Raw genomic sequence first — 15311 nt, 5'->3', positions numbered from 1 at the left:
AGGGGGCAAGGCCGATCGGAACAACACCAGGATGGCATCGACGCATTGCAATCAATCCCTGGCGCGGATTCTCAACCGGCGGAGCAGGCCGCGTTTCGAGAGCGGCTCGAACATTTCGGTCGGTCCTTCCGGGTCCAGAACCTCATTGTCCGCCAGCCATTTCTGGACATCGTCCAGATCGGGCACCTCATAGGGGATCAGCGTGTGGCCGCCCCCCCGGCGTGCCTCGATCGTGGCGATCAGGCCGTGTTCGGCGATGTCGGCGGCGATAGATGCCGGATCGCAGCCAAGATGCTCCGCCACCAGCCCGTCGCGGATCGCCGCGATGCGCGCGCCATCGTCAACGATGGTGACATCGCATTCGGTATCGAGCCTTAGCGAGCGATTGTTGAAGTTCGACGAGCCGACGCGAACCACCTCCTCATCGATCACCAGCACTTTGGCATGGACGTAGATCGCGCGGCCGGAGGTGGTGACCGGGTGATAAATGCGCAGCCGACCATGAGGATCGTTCTGTTTCAGCGCCTGAAACAGCCGGGCGCGCGCAGTATCCATCGCGATCGGCTCCAGCCAGCCCTGCGCGACGACGGGATTGATGATGACAATCTCGGGCCCGTCCGGCTCCGTCAGGCGCGCCGCGATCGCCTCCGCAACACGGCGTGAAGCGAAATACTGGCTCTCGGCATAGATGCGCCGCCTCGCGCGGGCGATCAGGTGGACGTAGAGGTTCTCTATTTCCAGCACTTCGGGCTGATCGCCGCAGTGCGGCTGGGTGCGGGAAATAGCGACGTCGATGTCCGTGAAGTCGGGGGTCAGGCTGGGCGGCCAGCCTTCGCCGTGGCGCGCGGGCGGGTGGATCGGTCGGCCTCCCGCGATCCGCCAGCGCTCGCGGCACAACTCGCCAAGCGCCGCAGCGACCGGGCCCTCGAGCGCGGTGGTTGCGTCATGCCACGGTTTGTATGGTTTGCCTCGGGGGGTAACACGGTGCACATCGTCGTCGCGATGGTCGCGCGTGTCCCAACGGGCGTCGGTCATGTCGATGCCGCCGCAGAATGCGATCGAATCGTCTATCACCACGATCTTCTGGTGCTGCGACGCGGCGATCGGATGGTGACCGTCAAGCTTCAGGTGGATCCGACGCCGGGCGAACCGCCATTTCGTGAGCGTCCACAGCGTCTTGCCTCGAAACAGCGTCTTCAGCGCGCCTTTGTCCCAGCGCAGGATATATACTTCCAGCCCGGGCGTACGATCCACCAGCCAGCCGATGAAGTCGCCCACCGTCACCGGAGCGACTACCTCCTCGTCGTCGAATACAAGAGAGATGCGCGCGTCGAAATCCCAGCCGACCAGCAGGATTTGCCGACGCGCCCGTTGCATCGCTTCCCATGCCGCACGGAAGTAATTGTCCGCGTCGATGACGACGGAAGCGCGACTGGCGCGCGCGGTGCGCCAGCGGGTATTCGCAGGCAGCGTCACAGTATGTCGCGCACCCGCTCGGGTGGGCGGGCAATGACGACGCCCTTGTCGGTCTCGACTACCGGGCGTTCGATCAGCGCCGGATCGGCGGCCATCGCATCCAGCGCCTCGTCATCGCTGGCCAGCGCCGGCGCATCCTTGCGCAGCGCTGCACGCGGGGCGATGCCGCCGCGCGCATAGAGCCGTGCCAGCGCGTCGCGCGTCGGCGGCGTCTTGAGATACTCGACGATGGTGACGTCCACGCCTGCTTCGTTGAGCAACGCAAGCGCCTCACGGGATTTCGAGCAGCGGGGGTTATGCCAGATAATAGCCTTCATCGCCTCCCTCTAGACCAGCCGGACGCGCGGTCCACCCTTCAGAACGCGCGTGCGCCCGACCCAGAAGGCGAGCGCCGCGAGCAGCGCATAAGCGACCAGCGCGGTCAAAGGTTGCGAGGCGGGGACCGGGTCGATCACCATTGTCGGTTGCGGGCTCAGCCAGTTGAACGCCTGCACCCCCGCCAGCGCGACCGCCAGCACCACCAGCGGCAGCCGCGCGCCGCGCGTACGGCCGGCATAGAAAAGCAGCGCGCCGCCGGTCAGCGCCACTTCCAGCGGCATTTCGATCGCCGGATGATTCCACAAGCCGAGCCCGTAGCGCGCGCCGCCGCCCAGCAACGTCAGATCCGGCGCATGGACCAGCAGGTCAAGAAACCAGTGCGACGCCACCACCGCCGCGCCGATCGCCGCCGCCGGCCACCCACCACCCAGCAAGCGCGTGCCCACCGCCCAGGCCGCCGCGAACCCAAGCGCGCCGATCAGGCTGTGCGTGTAGGGCATGCTGTACAGGTCCATCGCGTTCATGACGGTGAAGCCGGGCACCGCGCGCATATGTTCCGCGCCGAGCAGCACGAACGAGAAAAAGGCGATGTCGACGAGTTGCGCGGCGATGAACAACGGCCCCAGGCGCGGTGCCTTCGGGCTGGTCGCCGCGACGATTGCCGGTGCATAATGGCCGATGAACATGCGCTGCCTCCCCGTCCCCGCTCAGGGAGCGAGCGTCGCCCACGCGCGCGGGCGACGCAAGCGAAAGCGGCTGGTGGCGCGCCCGGCGCTATGGCTGCTTCGCCAGCCACTCCTCCAGCCACTTGATCGTATACTTGCCTTCCTGGAAATCGGGATCGTCGAGCAGGGCCTGATGCAACGGGATGGTCGTCTTCATCCCCTCGATCACGAATTCCTCCAGCGCGCGGCGCAACCGCCGCAGTGCGCCCTGCCGGGTGGTTCCATAGACGATCAGCTTGGCGATCATGCTGTCGTAATAGGGGGGCACCTTGTAGCCGGCGTAAAGCCCCGAATCGACGCGCACGTGCATCCCGCCCGGCGCGTGATACTGTTTCACCATCCCCGGTGAGGGCGCGAACGTGCGCGGGTCTTCGGCGTTAATGCGGCATTCGATCGCGTGGCCGCGGATGTGCACATCCTGTTGCCGCAACGTCAGCGGATGGCCCTCGGCGATGCGGATCTGCTCGCGCACCAGATCGAGGCCGGTCACCATCTCGGTCACCGGGTGCTCAACCTGAAGGCGGGTGTTCATTTCGATGAAATAGAATTCCCCGTCTTCCCACAGAAACTCGATCGTCCCCGCCCCGCGATAGCCCATGTCGGCCATCGCTTTCGCGACGATCCCGCCCATCCGCTCGCGCTCCGCCTCGGAAATGACGGGGGAGGGCGCTTCCTCCAGCACCTTCTGGTGGCGGCGCTGGAGCGAGCAGTCGCGCTCGCCGAGATGGATCGCGTTGCCGTTGCCGTCACCGAATACCTGGAATTCGATGTGGCGCGGGTTGCCGAGATATTTTTCGAGATAGACGGTCGCGTCCCCGAACGCGGCCTTCGCCTCGGTGCCGGCCTGCGCCATCTGCGTTTCGAGCGCCGCCTCGTCGGTCACGACCTTCATGCCGCGCCCGCCGCCGCCGGAGGCAGCCTTGATGATGACGGGATAGCCGGCCTCCGCCGCGATCGCCTTTGCCTCCGCAAGATCCGAAATCGGCCCGTCCGAACCGGGAACGAGCGGCAGGCCAAGCGCACCCGCAGTGCGCTTCGCCTCGATCTTGTCGCCCATCGTGCGGATATGTTCGGGCTTCGGCCCGACGAAGATCAGACCGTGCGCTTCGACGATCTCCGCGAACTTGGCGTTCTCGGAGAGGAAGCCGTACCCGGGATGGATCGCCTCCGCGCCGGAAATCTCGGCGGCCGAAATGATGTTCGGGATATTGAGATAGCTGTCGGCGGCCGCCGGCGGCCCGATACAGATCGCCTCGTCGGCGAGCCGGACGTGCATCGCATCGGCATCGGCGGTGGAATGGACCGCGACCGTCTTGATGCCCATTTCGTGGCAGGCACGATGGATGCGAAGCGCGATCTCGCCGCGATTGGCGATGAGCAGTTTCTTGATCTGCGGCATGTGCGCCTTACTCGACCACGACGAGCGGCTGATCGAACTCGACCGGCTGGCCATTTTCCACCAGCACGGCCTTCACCGTGCCGGCGGTGGGGGCCAGGATCGGGTTCATCACCTTCATCGCCTCGACGATCAGCAATGTGTCGCCGGCCTTCACCTGTTTGCCCGGCGACACGAACGGCGCCGCGCCCGGCTCCGCCGAGAGATAGACCGTGCCGACCATCGGCGAACGCACCGCATTCGCATTGCTCGGCGCAGCCGGCGCCTCTGCCGTGACGAGCGGCGTCGCGGCGACCGGCGCGGGGGCCGCCACCGGCGCCGGGGCGTAATGCATCGCCGGCGCGGCCGCGGCCTTGCGCGCGACGCGGATCTTGCGATCGCCTTCCTCAACCTCGATCTCGGTGAGGTTGGTCACGTCGAGCAGCTCGGCAAGCTGGCGCACCAGCCCGACATCGACCTTCATCGCGCCCTTGTTGTCTTCGTTGTCAGCCATGTGACCAATGTTCCCCTGGGAATTCAGGGCGCGCGCTCTGTCAGAACCGCGCCGCCGCTTCAAGCGCAAGCATATAGGAGGTCGCGCCGAAACCGGCGATCGTTCCCTTCGCGGCGCGCCCGACGAAAGAATGGTGGCGGAATTCCTCCCGCGTGTGTGGATTGGACAGGTGCACCTCGATCACCGGCGTCCGCACCGCCTTGATCGCATCATACAGCGCGATCGAGGAATGGGTGAAGGCACCGGCATTGAGGAGCACGGCCTTCGCGCCCTGTGCCTGCGCCTCGTGGAGCCAGTCGACTAGATGGCCCTCGTGGTTCGACTGGCGCATGTCGATCTCCAGCCCCAGTTCGCGGGCGCGATCCTCCAGCCGCCCGGCGATGTCGTCGAGCGTATCATGGCCGTAGATATCCGGCTCGCGCGTGCCGAGCAGGTTCAGGTTCGGGCCATTAAGGACGTAGACGAGGCCGGTCATCGCGCGCCTTCTCGCATTGCGGGCGAAGGAGCGCAACATCGCCCTGCGCCGCATTGCCCCCATGGGCTTTGAACCCTAGATGGCGCGGCATGACGCACACTGACGGCACCATCTCGATCACCGTTAACGGCGAGCATCGCCGCGTCGCGGCCGGCCTCACGCTTGCTGCCCTCGCGAGCGAACTCGGCCTCGCGCCCGAGAAGGTGGCGGTGGAGCGCAATCTGGTCGTGGTGCCGCGCTCCACGCTTGCCGAGGTGCGGATCGAGGACGGCGACGAGCTGGAGATCGTGCATTTCGTCGGCGGCGGCGATCATGACGACACCTGGACGGTGGCGGGGCGCACCTTCCGCTCGCGGCTGATCGTCGGCACCGGCAAATACAAGGATTTCGCGCAGAATGCCGCCGCACTGGAGGCGTCCGGCGCCGAAATCGTCACGGTCGCGGTGCGCCGCGTCAACGTCAGCGATCCGAACGCGCCGATGCTGACCGATTTCATCGATCCGAAGAAGATCACCTACCTGCCCAATACCGCCGGCTGCTTCACCGCCGAGGAGGCCATCCGCACGCTGCGGCTGGCGCGCGAGGCGGGCGGCTGGGATCTCGTCAAGCTGGAAGTGCTGGGCGAGGCGCGCACGCTCTATCCCGACATGGTGGAAACGCTCCGCGCGACCGAGGTGCTGGCCAGGGAGGGCTTCCTCCCGATGGTCTATTGCGTGGACGATCCGATCGCGGCGAAGCGGCTGGAGGATGCCGGCGCGGTGGCGATCATGCCGCTGGGTGCGCCGATCGGCTCGGGGCTGGGCATCCAGAACGAGGTGACGATCCGGCTGATCGTGGAGGGCGCGGGCGTGCCGGTGCTGGTCGATGCCGGTGTCGGGCAGGCGTCCGATGCAGCGCGGGCGATGGAGCTGGGCTGCGACGGTGTGCTGATGAACACCGCGATCGCAGAGGCGAAAGATCCGCTGGTGATGGCGGCGGCGATGAAGGCGGCGGTGGAGGCGGGGCGGCTCAGCTATCGCGCCGGCCGCATGGGCAAGCGCCGCTATGCCGATCCGTCAAGCCCGCTCGCCGGGCTGATCTAAGGAACCGCACGCGGGCTTGCCCGTTCTCTTCCCAGACAGGCCGCGTGGCCGGCATCTGAGAAGGAGATCGACAATGGGCGAGCTGATCGACAAGGTCAAAGGCAACGTGAACGAAGCCATCGGCAAGGCGAAGCAGGCCATTGCGGACAAGGATCCGGCAACCCGCACCGAGAAGGATGCGAAGCTGGAAGCCGAAGGTGCCGGTCAGGAGCTGAAGGGCAAGGCCCAGCAGGTGGCCGGCTCGGTAAAGGGCGCGTTCGGCAACAAGATCTGACCGACGCGCACAGTTTGAGCTGATGGAAGGGCCGCTCCGGGAAGCCGGAGCGGCCCTTTTCCGTGGACCGGTCCATCAGGAGTAATAGCGGTTCACCGCCTCGCGATGGCGGACAGGGTGGTGCCGGCGGTGATCTGCTCGATGTCCGTCTTCACATGCAGCAAGCGTACGCCGCGCTGCGCCATCGCGCGCTCCAGCGCCGGAGCGAAATCCTCCGTTTGCGTCACCGTTTCGCTCCACCCGCCATAGGCGCGGGCGAGCGCCGCGAAATCGGGGTTGGCGAGACGGGTGGCGGAGACGCGCCCGGGAAACTCGCGCTCCTGATGCATGCGGATCGTTCCATAGGCGCCGTTGTCAACCAGCACGACGAGCATCTCGCAGCCATGCTGCACGGCGGTTGCAAGTTCCTGTCCGTTCATCAGGAAATCGCCGTCGCCGGCCAGCGCCACCACGCCGCGGCCCGGATGGCGCAGCGATGCCGCCACCGCCGCCGGCACGCCATAGCCCATCGCGCCGGCGGTGGGCGCGAGCTGTGTTCCCGGCCCGGCATAGCGCCAGTAGCGGTGCCACCAGCCGGAGAAATTGCCCGCGCCATTGCAGATGATCGTATCTGCCGGCAGCCGCTCCCGCATCGCGGCGACGCACGGACCCAGATCCATGGCGACGCCTGCGCGCGCCTGCGGCGTCGACCAGACGAGATAATCGGCATGTGCCGCCGCGCCCGCGGTTCGGGCCGGGGCATCGATCGACGCAACGGCGCTGGCGAACCCTGCCATCGACGCGCAGATCGCCAGATCGGTGGCATAGGTCATGCCCAGTTCGTCGGCATCGGGATGAACATGCACCAGCCGCTGACCGGGATGATCGGGCGTAATGAGCGTATAGCCGTCGGTGGTCGCTTCCCCCAGCCGCGCGCCTGCGACGAGCAGCAGATCCGCTTCCTTCACCCGCGCGACCAGCGCCGGGTTCGGGCCATAGCCCAGGTTGCCGGCGTAGACCGGGCAATCGTTCGGCACCGCATCCTGCCGCCGGAAAGCAGCGACCACCGGGATGCCGATGCGTTCGGACCAGGCGCCGAAATCGCGGGCTGCGTCCGCGTCCCAGCCCGCACCGCCGATGATCGCGACCGGGCGTTCGGCCGCCGCGAGCAATGCCGCCAGCCGGTCGACCGCGGCGCTGTCGGCCGCCTGCGCGATGCGCTCGACGCGTGGGCGATCGATTGCCTCCACCTCGTCGAGCAGCATGTCCTCGGGCAGCGCGAGTACGACCGGGCCGGGGCGCCCGTTCATCGCGACGGCATAGGCGCGCGCGACATATTCCGGGATGCGCCGCGCATCGTCGATCCGGGCCGCCCATTTGACGACCGGGCCGAACATCGCCTCGAAATTGATTTCCTGAAACGCCTCGCGATCGCGCGTGCCACGATCGACATCCCCGACGAACAGGATCATCGGCTGGCTATCCTGCGTCGCGACATGCGCGCCGATCGAGGCATTGGTCGCACCCGGTCCGCGCGTGACGAAGGCGATGCCGGGACGGTGCGTCAGCGCGCCGTCTGCGCAGGCCATGAAGGCGACGCCGCCTTCCTGACGGCAGGTGACGACTTCGATCGCCGGGGCATCCACCAGCGCATCGAGCACCGCGAGGAAGCTCTCCCCCGGCACGGTGAAGATACGATCGCAGCCTTGCGCCACGAGTTGATCGACGAGGATGCGCCCCCCGGTGCGGATATTGCTCTCCATCCACGCCGTCTAGCCGCGCGGCGGCGGCGGTGGAAGGGTGGCTATTGCTAAGTCGCCCGCCTTGGACGATCCTTTCTCAAGACAGATAAGGAGAGCGAGCGCGTGAGCGATTTCACCCTTGTGGCCGATGGGCTGCGTTTCCCCGAAGGCCCGGTGGCGATGCCTGACGGCAGCATCATCCTGGTCGAGATCGAGCCGGGGCGCATCACCCGCGTTACGCCGGACGGCCGCAAGGAGACGGTCGCGGAGCCGGGCGGCGGCCCGAACGGTCTGGCGATGGGGCCGGACGGCATGCTTTATTGCTGCAACAACGGCGGCTTCGACTGGAACGAGAACGGCGGCTATCTCGCCCCGCACGGGATCGCGAGCGACTATGCCGGCGGTCGTATCGAGCGGATCGATCCGGCCACCGGAAAGGTCGAGGTGCTCTACAGCTCCGGCGACTTCGGCTGCGTGCTGCGCGGCCCGAACGATATCGTGTTCGACAGCCATGGCGGCTTCTGGTTCACCGATCACGGCAAGGTCGATTATGCGAAGCGTGCCCATGACATCGTTGGGATATTCTACGCCAAGGCCGACGGCAGCCACCTCGAAGAGGTGATCTTCCCGTCGAACAACCCCAATGGCTGCGGTCTCTCCCCCGACGGCAAGACGCTGTACGCGGCGGAAACCTACACCTGCCGCCTGATGAAATTTAACATCACCGCCCCCGGCAAGGTGGCGCCCGACGCGGGCCCGGGCGGGCCGGGCATCCCGCTCTATCGCCCGGCGGGGTATAAATTCTTTGATTCGCTGGCGGTGGAGGCGTCCGGCAACATCTGTGTCGCCACGATCGGCGAATGCGGTATCAGCGTGATATCGCCAGCCGGAGAACTCGTCGAGTTCGTCGCCACCGACGATATCTTCACGACCAATATCTGCTTCGGGGGCGATGACATGCAGGATGCCTGGATCACGCTTTCCGGCACCGGCCGGCTGGTCAGGACGCGCTGGAAGCGCCCCGGCCTGAAACTGGAATATTGACCGGTGCGCCCCCGCCATCGCGAAACCCATGTCGTAGACCGGATCGGCTGGCTGCGTGCCGCCGTGCTGGGGGCAAACGACGGCATCCTTTCCGTTTCCAGCATCATCGTCGGCGTGGCGGCGGCGAAGCCCGGTGCGGCGGCGATATTGCTCGCGGGTGTGGCCGCGCTGGTTGCCGGGGCGATGTCGATGGCGGCGGGCGAATTCGTCTCGGTCAGCAGCCAGGCCGACGCGGAAAGCGCCGACCGCGCCAAGGAAGCGGCCGAGCTCGCGGCTGATCCAGAAGGCGAGCATCGCGAACTGGCCGCGATCTATCACGCACGGGGGCTGGACGAGGCGCTGGCCGAACAGGTGGCGAGACAGCTTGCCCGGCATGACGCGCTGACAGCGCACCTGCGCGACGAACTGGGGCTGAGCGACGCCGTGGCCGCGCGGCCCGTCCAGGCGGCGTTCGCGTCGGCGGCCAGCTTCTTCGCCGGTGGCGCGGCGCCGATGCTCGCGGTGTTGATCGCGCCGGCGAGCGCGCTTGCCTGGGCGGTCCCGCTGGTGGCGCTGTTGCTACTGGGCGTGCTGGGCGCGATCGGCGCGAATGCCGGCGGCGCTTCACCGGCGAGGGGGGCGCTGCGCGTGACCTTCTGGGGGGCGGCGGCGATGCTTGTCACCTATCTGATCGGGCATCTGGTCGGCACGACTTTATAGCGGCGGGGCTTGCGATCCGCCGCGCGTCGCGGCACGAGGCGGATCGATGCAGCGCGACACAGTGATTTTCGATTTCGGCGGGGTGATCACGTCATCTCCGTTCGAGGCGTTCAACCGGCTGGAGCGGGAACGCAACCTGCCGACGGATTTCATCCGCAAGGTCAACGCGCTGTCACCGGATGACAACGCCTGGGCGCGGTTCGAGCGGGCGGAGATCGATTCGGCCGGGTTCGACGCCTCTTTCTCGCAGGAGGCGAAGGCGCTCGGCCACGAACTGCGCGGCGAGGATGTGCTGGCGGTCCTTGCCGGGGATATCCGTCCGCGTATGGTCCACGCGCTCGACTGGCTGAAGCGCCACGGTTATCACCTTGGCTGCATCACCAATAATGTGCCGGCGGGCGAAGGCGCCGGGATGGAGCGCAGCCGCGAGCGGGCGAAGGCGGTGACCGAGGTGCTCGCGCGGTTCGATTGCGTGCTCGAATCGAGCAAGGTCGGCGTGCGCAAGCCCGATCCGCGCATCTATCAGATGATGCTCGATCATTTCGCGAAGCCGGCAGCGGCATGCGTCTATCTCGATGATCTCGGCATCAACTGCAAACCGGCGGCAGGGCTCGGGATGCACGCGATCAAGGTGACGGGCGAGGCGCAGGCGCTGGACGACCTTGCCGATGCGCTGGGAGTGGAAAAGGGGTTGTTCTGAAAGGTCGCTGCGGATTTGCGACGAAACCTGAATAGCCATTCAACTTCACTTGCGATGGCTTCAGTCCGGCGGTAATCGGCGGCCCGGACGATGGAGAGTAAGCGCCGATGAAGAAGCTCTACCCCGATGCCGCCGCCGCGCTCGAAGGCGTGTTGTTTGACGGTATGACGATCTGCGCGGGCGGCTTCGGCCTGTGCGGCATTCCCGAGCGGCTGATCGATGCGCTTCTGGCCGCTGGGACGAAGGAGCTCACGATCGCCAGCAACAATGCCGGGATCGACGGCGAGGGGCTGGGCAAGCTGCTGCGCACGCGCCAGGTGAAGAAGATGATCTCCTCCTATGTCGGCGAGAACAAGGAATTCGAGCGCCAGTATCTGTCTGGCGAGCTTGAGGTGGAGTTCTGCCCGCAGGGCACGTTGGCGGAGCGTTGCCGGGCAGGCGGCGCGGGCATTCCCGGTTTCTACACGCGGACGGGGGTGGGCACCGAAGTGGCCAAGGGCAAGGAGATGAAGGAATTCGACGGCGAGGAATATATCCTTGAACGCGGCATCCGCGCGGACCTGTCGATCATCAAGGGATGGAAGGCGGACGAGGCGGGGAATTTGATCTTCCGCAAGACCGCGCGCAACTTCAACCAGCCGATGGCGACCGCCGGGAAGGTGTGCGTCGCCGAGGTGGAGGAGATCGTGCCGGTTGGCGCGCTCGATCCCGATCAGATCCATCTGCCCGGCATCTACGTGAACCGGCTCGTGCTCGGCGCGCCCTATGACAAGAAGATCGAGTTTCGCACGACGCGCGCGAGGGAGGCGGCATAATGGCCTGGACACGTGACGAGATGGCGGCACGCGCGGCGAAGGAATTGCGCGACGGTTTCTACGTAAACCTCGGCATCGGCATTCCCACCCTCGTGGCGAACCATATTCCGGCGGGCGTGGAGGTGACGCTCCAATCCGAGAACGGGATGCTCGGAATCGGGCCGTTTCCGTATGACGACGAGGTCGATCCCGATCTCATCAACGCCGGCAAACAGACGATCAGCCAGCTGCCGCAATCGGTGTATTTCGGGTCGGAACAGAGCTTCGCCATGATTCGCGGCGGGCATATCGATCTTACGGTGCTCGGCGCGATGGAAGTGGCCGAGAACGGTGACATCGCGAACTGGATGATTCCCGGCAAGATGATCAAGGGCATGGGCGGCGCGATGGATCTCGTTGCCGGCGTGAAGAAGATCATCGTGGTGATGGAGCATACTTCCAAGAACGGCGATCCGAAGTTCATTCCCGCCTGCACGTTGCCGCTGACCGGCAGGAACGTGGTGGACATGGTCATCACCGATCTGGCGGTGTTCCAGCGGCCAGATCACAATTCGCCGTTCAGGCTGATCGAGCTTGCGCCCGGAGTCACCGCCGACGAACTGGCCGCCAAGACGACCGCGCATTATGAGGTGGCGGTGGCGGCCTGAGCCGTCTCACGCAATTTCTTTACGGAAAAAGCATCGGAAACGGGCTTTCGCGAAAGCCTGCTTTCCGGTTAATGCGCTGCCATCATGGTAAGCCGCCCCCTCACGCTTTACGAGAAGGTCTGGAACGCGCATGTCGTGGAACGCCGCGACGATGGCACCTGCCTGATCTATATCGACCGTCATCTCGTCCATGAGGTGACCAGCCCGCAGGCGTTCGAGGGGCTTCGAGCCGCTGGCCGCAAGGTGCGCCGCCCCGATCTGACTCTCGCGGTGCCGGATCATAACCTGCCGACCACCGCGCGCGTCGATGCGGCGGGGCGGGAATTGCCGATCGCGGATCCCGAAAGCGCGACGCAGCTTGCCGCGCTGCGCCAGAATGTCGCGGAATTCGGTGTGCCCTATATCGATGCGCTCGCAGCCGAGCAGGGGATCGTCCACGTCGTTGGCCCGGAACAGGGCTTCACGCTGCCGGGAACCACCGTGGTGTGCGGCGACAGCCACACCTCCGCCCATGGCGCGCTGGGCGCGCTCGCGTTCGGGATCGGCACCAGCGAGGTGGAGCATGTGCTCGCCACGCAGACGCTGCTGCTGTCGCAATCCAGGACGATGGAGGTCCGCGTCGACGGCACGCTCGGCTTCGGCGTCAGCCCGAAGGACGTGATCCTCGCGATCATCGGCCGGATCGGCGCGTCGGGCGGCTCCGGCCATGTCATCGAATATACCGGGGATGTGATCCGTGCGATGTCGCTCGAGGGCCGGCTCACCGTCGCGAACATGTCGATCGAGGGCGGCGCGCGCGCCGGGATGATCGCGCCGGACGACACCACCTTCGCCTATCTCAAAGGCCGCCCGATGGCGCCGACCGGCGCGGACTGGGAGCGCGCGGTGGCGTGGTGGCGCTCGCTCGCCACCGATTCGGGCGCAGGTTACGACAAGCGCGTCGTGCTGGCGGCCAGCGATATCGCCCCTGGCCTCACCTGGGGCACGAGCCCGGAAGATGTGGTGGCGATCACCGGCGTCGTGCCGAGCCCGGATAGCTTCGCCGATCCATCCAAGCAGGCGGCGGCACAAAAGTCGCTCGATTACATGGGCCTGGCCCCCGGTATGCGGATGGAAGACGTGGCGATCCAGCACGTCTTCATCGGAAGCTGCACCAACAGCCGGATCGAGGATCTTCGCGCAGCCGCGGCGGTGGCGAACGGGCGCAGCGTGGCCGATGGGGTGCGCGCGATGGTCGTCCCCGGCTCCGGCCTGGTTAAAAGGCAGGCGGAGGAAGAGGGGCTCGATCGCATCTTCACCGCCGCCGGGTTCGAATGGCGTGAGCCGGGCTGCTCGATGTGCCTGGCGATGAACCCGGACAAGGTGCCACCGGGCGAACGCTGTGCCTCCACCAGCAACCGCAATTTCGTCGGGCGGCAGGGGCCCGGCGCGCGCACGCATCTCGTCTCGCCGGCAATGGCGGCGGCGGCGGCGGTGAGGGGCAGGCTTGCCGACGTCCGTGAACTGATGGGATAAAAAGAGGGGAAGAGGCATGAGGAAGGTGCTGGTTCTGCTGGTTGCGGGCTCGCTGCTGAGTGGCGTCGCGGCGTATGCGGCGATCGCGCATACGAATACTGTCGCCAAGGTTCGAACGACGCGCTGATCGGCGCGCGAGGAGTGATGAAATGGACGCCGTGACGCATGTTTCCGGCCGCGCCTATCCATGGGGCCAGAAGAACGTCGATACCGATGTTATCATCCCGGCGCATTGGCTCAAGACGATCACCCGCGCCGGGCTCGGTCGGGGCGCGTTTGAAACGGTGCGCGCGGTGCCGGGCAATGTGTTCGATGATCCGGCCTATGCCGGCAGCCCGATCCTGATCGCAGGCGATAATTTTGGTTGCGGCTCGAGCCGCGAGCATGCCGCCTGGGCGCTTGGCGATCTCGGTATCGCGGCGGTGATCGCGCCCAGCTTCTCGGATATCTTCTCCGGCAATGCCTTCAAGAATGGCATCGTCACCGTGGTGCTGCCGCAGGAGGCTGTCGATCGTCTGCTGGAGGTCGCGAGGACCGATCCGATCACGATCGATCTCGAAAATATGACCGTGACGACGCCGTTTCAGGATCGCTTCGAATTCGCGCTCGATCCGTTTCGTCGCCAGTGCCTGATGCAGGGGCTGGACGAGATCGGGCTGACACTGGAGCGCGACACGGCGATCGCGCATTACGAAGGCAAGATCGACGCCGGCCGGCCGTGGGTGAACTTGCGCGCGGCATAAAAAACCTTCCGCGCAAACCCTCTGGACGCGCAGCGCCGCGCGCTGCAAGAGGATACCGTTAATTCGAAAAAGCCGCACCCGCGCCGGTAAACGGCGCGTGCTGGCCAAGAGAGGGAGCGGATATGCGCGCATTGTTGTCCACCGCGATCGGCGGACCTGAAACGCTGACGGTCGGAGAGTTGCCCGATCCCACGCCCGGTGCGGGTGAAGTGCTGGTCGCCGTAAAAGCATGTGCGATCAATTTCCCCGATGTGCTGGTGATCGAGGACAAATATCAGTTCAAGCCGCCGCGCCCGTTCGCCCCGGGCGGCGAGATTTCGGGTGTGGTCGAGGCGATCGGCGAGGGCGTCACGGCGTTCAGGCCCGGCGATCGCGTGATGGGCAACACCGGCATGGGCGGCCTGTGCGAAAAACTCGTCATGCGCGAAAACGCGCTCTATCCGCTGCCGGCCGAGCGCAGCTTCGAGGAGGGGGCCTCGATGCTGCTCACCTATGGCACGACGATCCATGCGCTGGTCGATCGGGGCCATATCAGGTCGGGCGAGACGTTGCTGGTGCTAGGCGCGGCCGGGGGCGTTGGCCTTGCGGCGGTGGAGCTGGGCAAGGCGTTCGGCGCGCGCGTGGTGGGCGCGGTATCCAGCGAGGAAAAGGCGCAGGCGGTGCGCGAGGCGGGCGCAGACGACGTGCTCGTATATGGCCGCGGGCCGTTTTCGAAGGACGAATCCAAGGCCCTCGCCGACGCATTCAAGGCAAAGGCCGGCCCGGACGGATTCGATCTCGTCTATGATGCGGTCGGCGGGGACTATGCCGAGCCGGCGGTCCGCTCGATGGCATGGGAAGGGCGCTATCTGGTGATCGGCTTCCCCGCCGGCATTCCCCGGCTGCCGCTGAACCTGACGCTGTTGAAGAGCTGCGACGTGTGCGGCGTTTTCTGGGGCGCCTTCGCCGCGCGCGAGCCGGCGCGCAACCGCGAGAATATCGGGCGCCTCTTCGATCTGTGGGCGGCGGGCAAGATCGCGCCGAAGATCACCGAGGTATTCCCGTTGGAAAAGGGCGGCGACGCGATCGCCAAACTCGGTTCGCGCAGCGCTATCGGCAAGCTGGTGGTGCGCGTCGCTGACTAAGGTGCGTCAGAGCGCGCAATCCTGGCGGCGTTGCGCGCGCGCCGCTCCCTGCCTATCTCGTTGC

Annotated in this window: 17 protein-coding genes; 10 read left to right on the top strand and 7 right to left on the bottom strand. The window is 66.2% G+C overall.

The features are described from left to right. Positions 1-51 precede the first annotated feature (51 nt). The 6 genes from FFS35_RS14910 to aroQ all read right to left on the bottom strand — a co-directional run bounded on the left by FFS35_RS14910 (position 52) and on the right by aroQ (position 4883). The gene (locus tag FFS35_RS14910) at positions 52-1476 is read right to left on the bottom strand and encodes a phospholipase D-like domain-containing protein (RefSeq protein ID WP_249341681.1); all 1425 of its coding nucleotides are present in this window, start codon (positions 1474-1476) and stop codon (positions 52-54) included. Further along, positions 1473-1793, bottom strand: a complete 321-nt coding sequence (locus FFS35_RS14905; protein WP_137787886.1) for an arsenate reductase family protein — start codon at positions 1791-1793, stop codon at positions 1473-1475. The genes FFS35_RS14910 and FFS35_RS14905 overlap by 4 nt, the downstream gene beginning before the upstream one ends. Before the next feature lie 9 nt (positions 1794-1802). After that, positions 1803-2480, bottom strand: coding sequence for a hypothetical protein (locus tag FFS35_RS14900; protein WP_137787885.1), 678 nt, complete (start codon positions 2478-2480; stop codon positions 1803-1805). Positions 2481-2568: 88 nt separating this feature from the next. Beyond that, positions 2569-3918 carry an acetyl-CoA carboxylase biotin carboxylase subunit gene (gene accC / locus FFS35_RS14895; protein ID WP_137787884.1) on the bottom strand — a complete coding sequence of 450 codons (1350 nt, stop codon included), beginning with the start codon at positions 3916-3918 and terminating at the stop codon, positions 2569-2571. A 7-nt stretch (positions 3919-3925) separates the two neighbouring features. Continuing rightward, a complete protein-coding gene (gene accB, locus FFS35_RS14890) occupies positions 3926-4408 on the bottom strand; it encodes an acetyl-CoA carboxylase biotin carboxyl carrier protein (protein ID WP_137787883.1) in 483 nt (160 codons plus the stop codon). A gap of 40 nt (positions 4409-4448) precedes the next feature. Continuing rightward, positions 4449-4883: a type II 3-dehydroquinate dehydratase gene (aroQ, locus tag FFS35_RS14885; RefSeq protein ID WP_137787882.1), complete on the bottom strand. Its 435-nt coding sequence runs from the start codon at positions 4881-4883 to the stop codon at positions 4449-4451. Between the two features lie 89 nt (positions 4884-4972). On the opposite strand from aroQ, the gene thiS reads away from it, so the two are divergent. Together thiS and FFS35_RS14875 are read left to right on the top strand one after the other, a co-directional pair. Next, the gene (gene thiS / locus FFS35_RS14880; RefSeq protein ID WP_137787881.1) at positions 4973-5965 is read left to right on the top strand and encodes a sulfur carrier protein ThiS; all 993 of its coding nucleotides are present in this window, start codon (positions 4973-4975) and stop codon (positions 5963-5965) included. Between the two features lie 73 nt (positions 5966-6038). After that, positions 6039-6239 carry a CsbD family protein gene (locus FFS35_RS14875; RefSeq protein WP_137787880.1) on the top strand — a complete coding sequence of 67 codons (201 nt, stop codon included), beginning with the start codon at positions 6039-6041 and terminating at the stop codon, positions 6237-6239. 92 nt (positions 6240-6331) lie between these two features. Here FFS35_RS14875 and FFS35_RS14870 read toward each other — a convergent pair whose 3' ends face one another. Further along, positions 6332-7981, bottom strand: coding sequence for a thiamine pyrophosphate-binding protein (locus FFS35_RS14870; RefSeq protein ID WP_137787879.1), 1650 nt, complete (start codon positions 7979-7981; stop codon positions 6332-6334). 102 nt (positions 7982-8083) lie between these two features. Between FFS35_RS14870 and FFS35_RS14865 the strand changes: the two genes are divergently transcribed. From FFS35_RS14865 to FFS35_RS14830, 8 genes are all read left to right on the top strand, one after another. Further along, the gene (locus FFS35_RS14865) at positions 8084-9004 is read left to right on the top strand and encodes an SMP-30/gluconolactonase/LRE family protein (protein ID WP_137787878.1); all 921 of its coding nucleotides are present in this window, start codon (positions 8084-8086) and stop codon (positions 9002-9004) included. A 3-nt stretch (positions 9005-9007) separates the two neighbouring features. Beyond that, the gene (locus FFS35_RS14860; RefSeq protein ID WP_137787877.1) at positions 9008-9703 is read left to right on the top strand and encodes a VIT1/CCC1 transporter family protein; all 696 of its coding nucleotides are present in this window, start codon (positions 9008-9010) and stop codon (positions 9701-9703) included. 46 nt (positions 9704-9749) lie between these two features. Further along, positions 9750-10403 carry an HAD-IA family hydrolase gene (locus FFS35_RS14855; RefSeq protein WP_137787876.1) on the top strand — a complete coding sequence of 218 codons (654 nt, stop codon included), beginning with the start codon at positions 9750-9752 and terminating at the stop codon, positions 10401-10403. A gap of 107 nt (positions 10404-10510) precedes the next feature. After that, a complete protein-coding gene (locus tag FFS35_RS14850) occupies positions 10511-11218 on the top strand; it encodes a CoA transferase subunit A (protein ID WP_137787875.1) in 708 nt (235 codons plus the stop codon). Next, the gene (locus FFS35_RS14845) at positions 11218-11865 is read left to right on the top strand and encodes a 3-oxoacid CoA-transferase subunit B (RefSeq protein ID WP_137787874.1); all 648 of its coding nucleotides are present in this window, start codon (positions 11218-11220) and stop codon (positions 11863-11865) included. The genes FFS35_RS14850 and FFS35_RS14845 overlap by 1 nt, the downstream gene beginning before the upstream one ends. 84 nt (positions 11866-11949) lie before the next feature. Further along, positions 11950-13380 (top strand): 3-isopropylmalate dehydratase large subunit, encoded by a 1431-nt coding sequence (gene leuC, locus FFS35_RS14840; RefSeq protein WP_137787873.1) that lies wholly within the window; start codon positions 11950-11952, stop codon positions 13378-13380. A gap of 149 nt (positions 13381-13529) precedes the next feature. Beyond that, on the top strand, positions 13530-14123 hold the full coding sequence (gene leuD, locus FFS35_RS14835; protein ID WP_137787872.1) for a 3-isopropylmalate dehydratase small subunit: 594 nt from the start codon (positions 13530-13532) through the stop codon (positions 14121-14123). A 122-nt stretch (positions 14124-14245) separates the two neighbouring features. Beyond that, positions 14246-15247, top strand: coding sequence for an NADPH:quinone oxidoreductase family protein (locus FFS35_RS14830; protein WP_137787871.1), 1002 nt, complete (start codon positions 14246-14248; stop codon positions 15245-15247). Positions 15248-15311 lie beyond the last annotated feature (64 nt).

The organism is Sphingomonas sp. 3P27F8, from assembly GCF_005502745.1.
Taxonomy (GTDB): Bacteria; Pseudomonadota; Alphaproteobacteria; order Sphingomonadales; family Sphingomonadaceae; genus Sphingomonas.
Note: the sequence above shows the minus strand (reverse complement) of the source record. Positions and strands in the feature narration are given on the sequence as shown.

Excerpts from the sequence above, each read along its gene's own strand:
- FFS35_RS14905 (WP_137787886.1), bottom strand. The coding sequence starts at position 1,793 with ATGAAGGCTATTATCTGGCATAACCCCCGCTGCTCGAAATCCCGTGAG.
- FFS35_RS14900 (WP_137787885.1), bottom strand. The coding sequence starts at position 2,480 with ATGTTCATCGGCCATTATGCACCGGCAATCGTCGCGGCGACCAGCCCG.
- accC (WP_137787884.1), bottom strand. The coding sequence starts at position 3,918 with ATGCCGCAGATCAAGAAACTGCTCATCGCCAATCGCGGCGAGATCGCG.
- accB (WP_137787883.1), bottom strand. The coding sequence starts at position 4,408 with ATGGCTGACAACGAAGACAACAAGGGCGCGATGAAGGTCGATGTCGGG.
- aroQ (WP_137787882.1), bottom strand. The coding sequence starts at position 4,883 with ATGACCGGCCTCGTCTACGTCCTTAATGGCCCGAACCTGAACCTGCTC.
- thiS (WP_137787881.1), top strand. The coding sequence starts at position 4,973 with ATGACGCACACTGACGGCACCATCTCGATCACCGTTAACGGCGAGCAT.
- FFS35_RS14875 (WP_137787880.1), top strand. The coding sequence starts at position 6,039 with ATGGGCGAGCTGATCGACAAGGTCAAAGGCAACGTGAACGAAGCCATC.
- FFS35_RS14870 (WP_137787879.1), bottom strand. The coding sequence starts at position 7,981 with ATGGAGAGCAATATCCGCACCGGGGGGCGCATCCTCGTCGATCAACTC.
- FFS35_RS14855 (WP_137787876.1), top strand. The coding sequence starts at position 9,750 with ATGCAGCGCGACACAGTGATTTTCGATTTCGGCGGGGTGATCACGTCA.
- FFS35_RS14850 (WP_137787875.1), top strand. The coding sequence starts at position 10,511 with ATGAAGAAGCTCTACCCCGATGCCGCCGCCGCGCTCGAAGGCGTGTTG.
- FFS35_RS14845 (WP_137787874.1), top strand. The coding sequence starts at position 11,218 with ATGGCCTGGACACGTGACGAGATGGCGGCACGCGCGGCGAAGGAATTG.
- leuC (WP_137787873.1), top strand. The coding sequence starts at position 11,950 with ATGGTAAGCCGCCCCCTCACGCTTTACGAGAAGGTCTGGAACGCGCAT.
- leuD (WP_137787872.1), top strand. The coding sequence starts at position 13,530 with ATGGACGCCGTGACGCATGTTTCCGGCCGCGCCTATCCATGGGGCCAG.
- FFS35_RS14830 (WP_137787871.1), top strand. The coding sequence starts at position 14,246 with ATGCGCGCATTGTTGTCCACCGCGATCGGCGGACCTGAAACGCTGACG.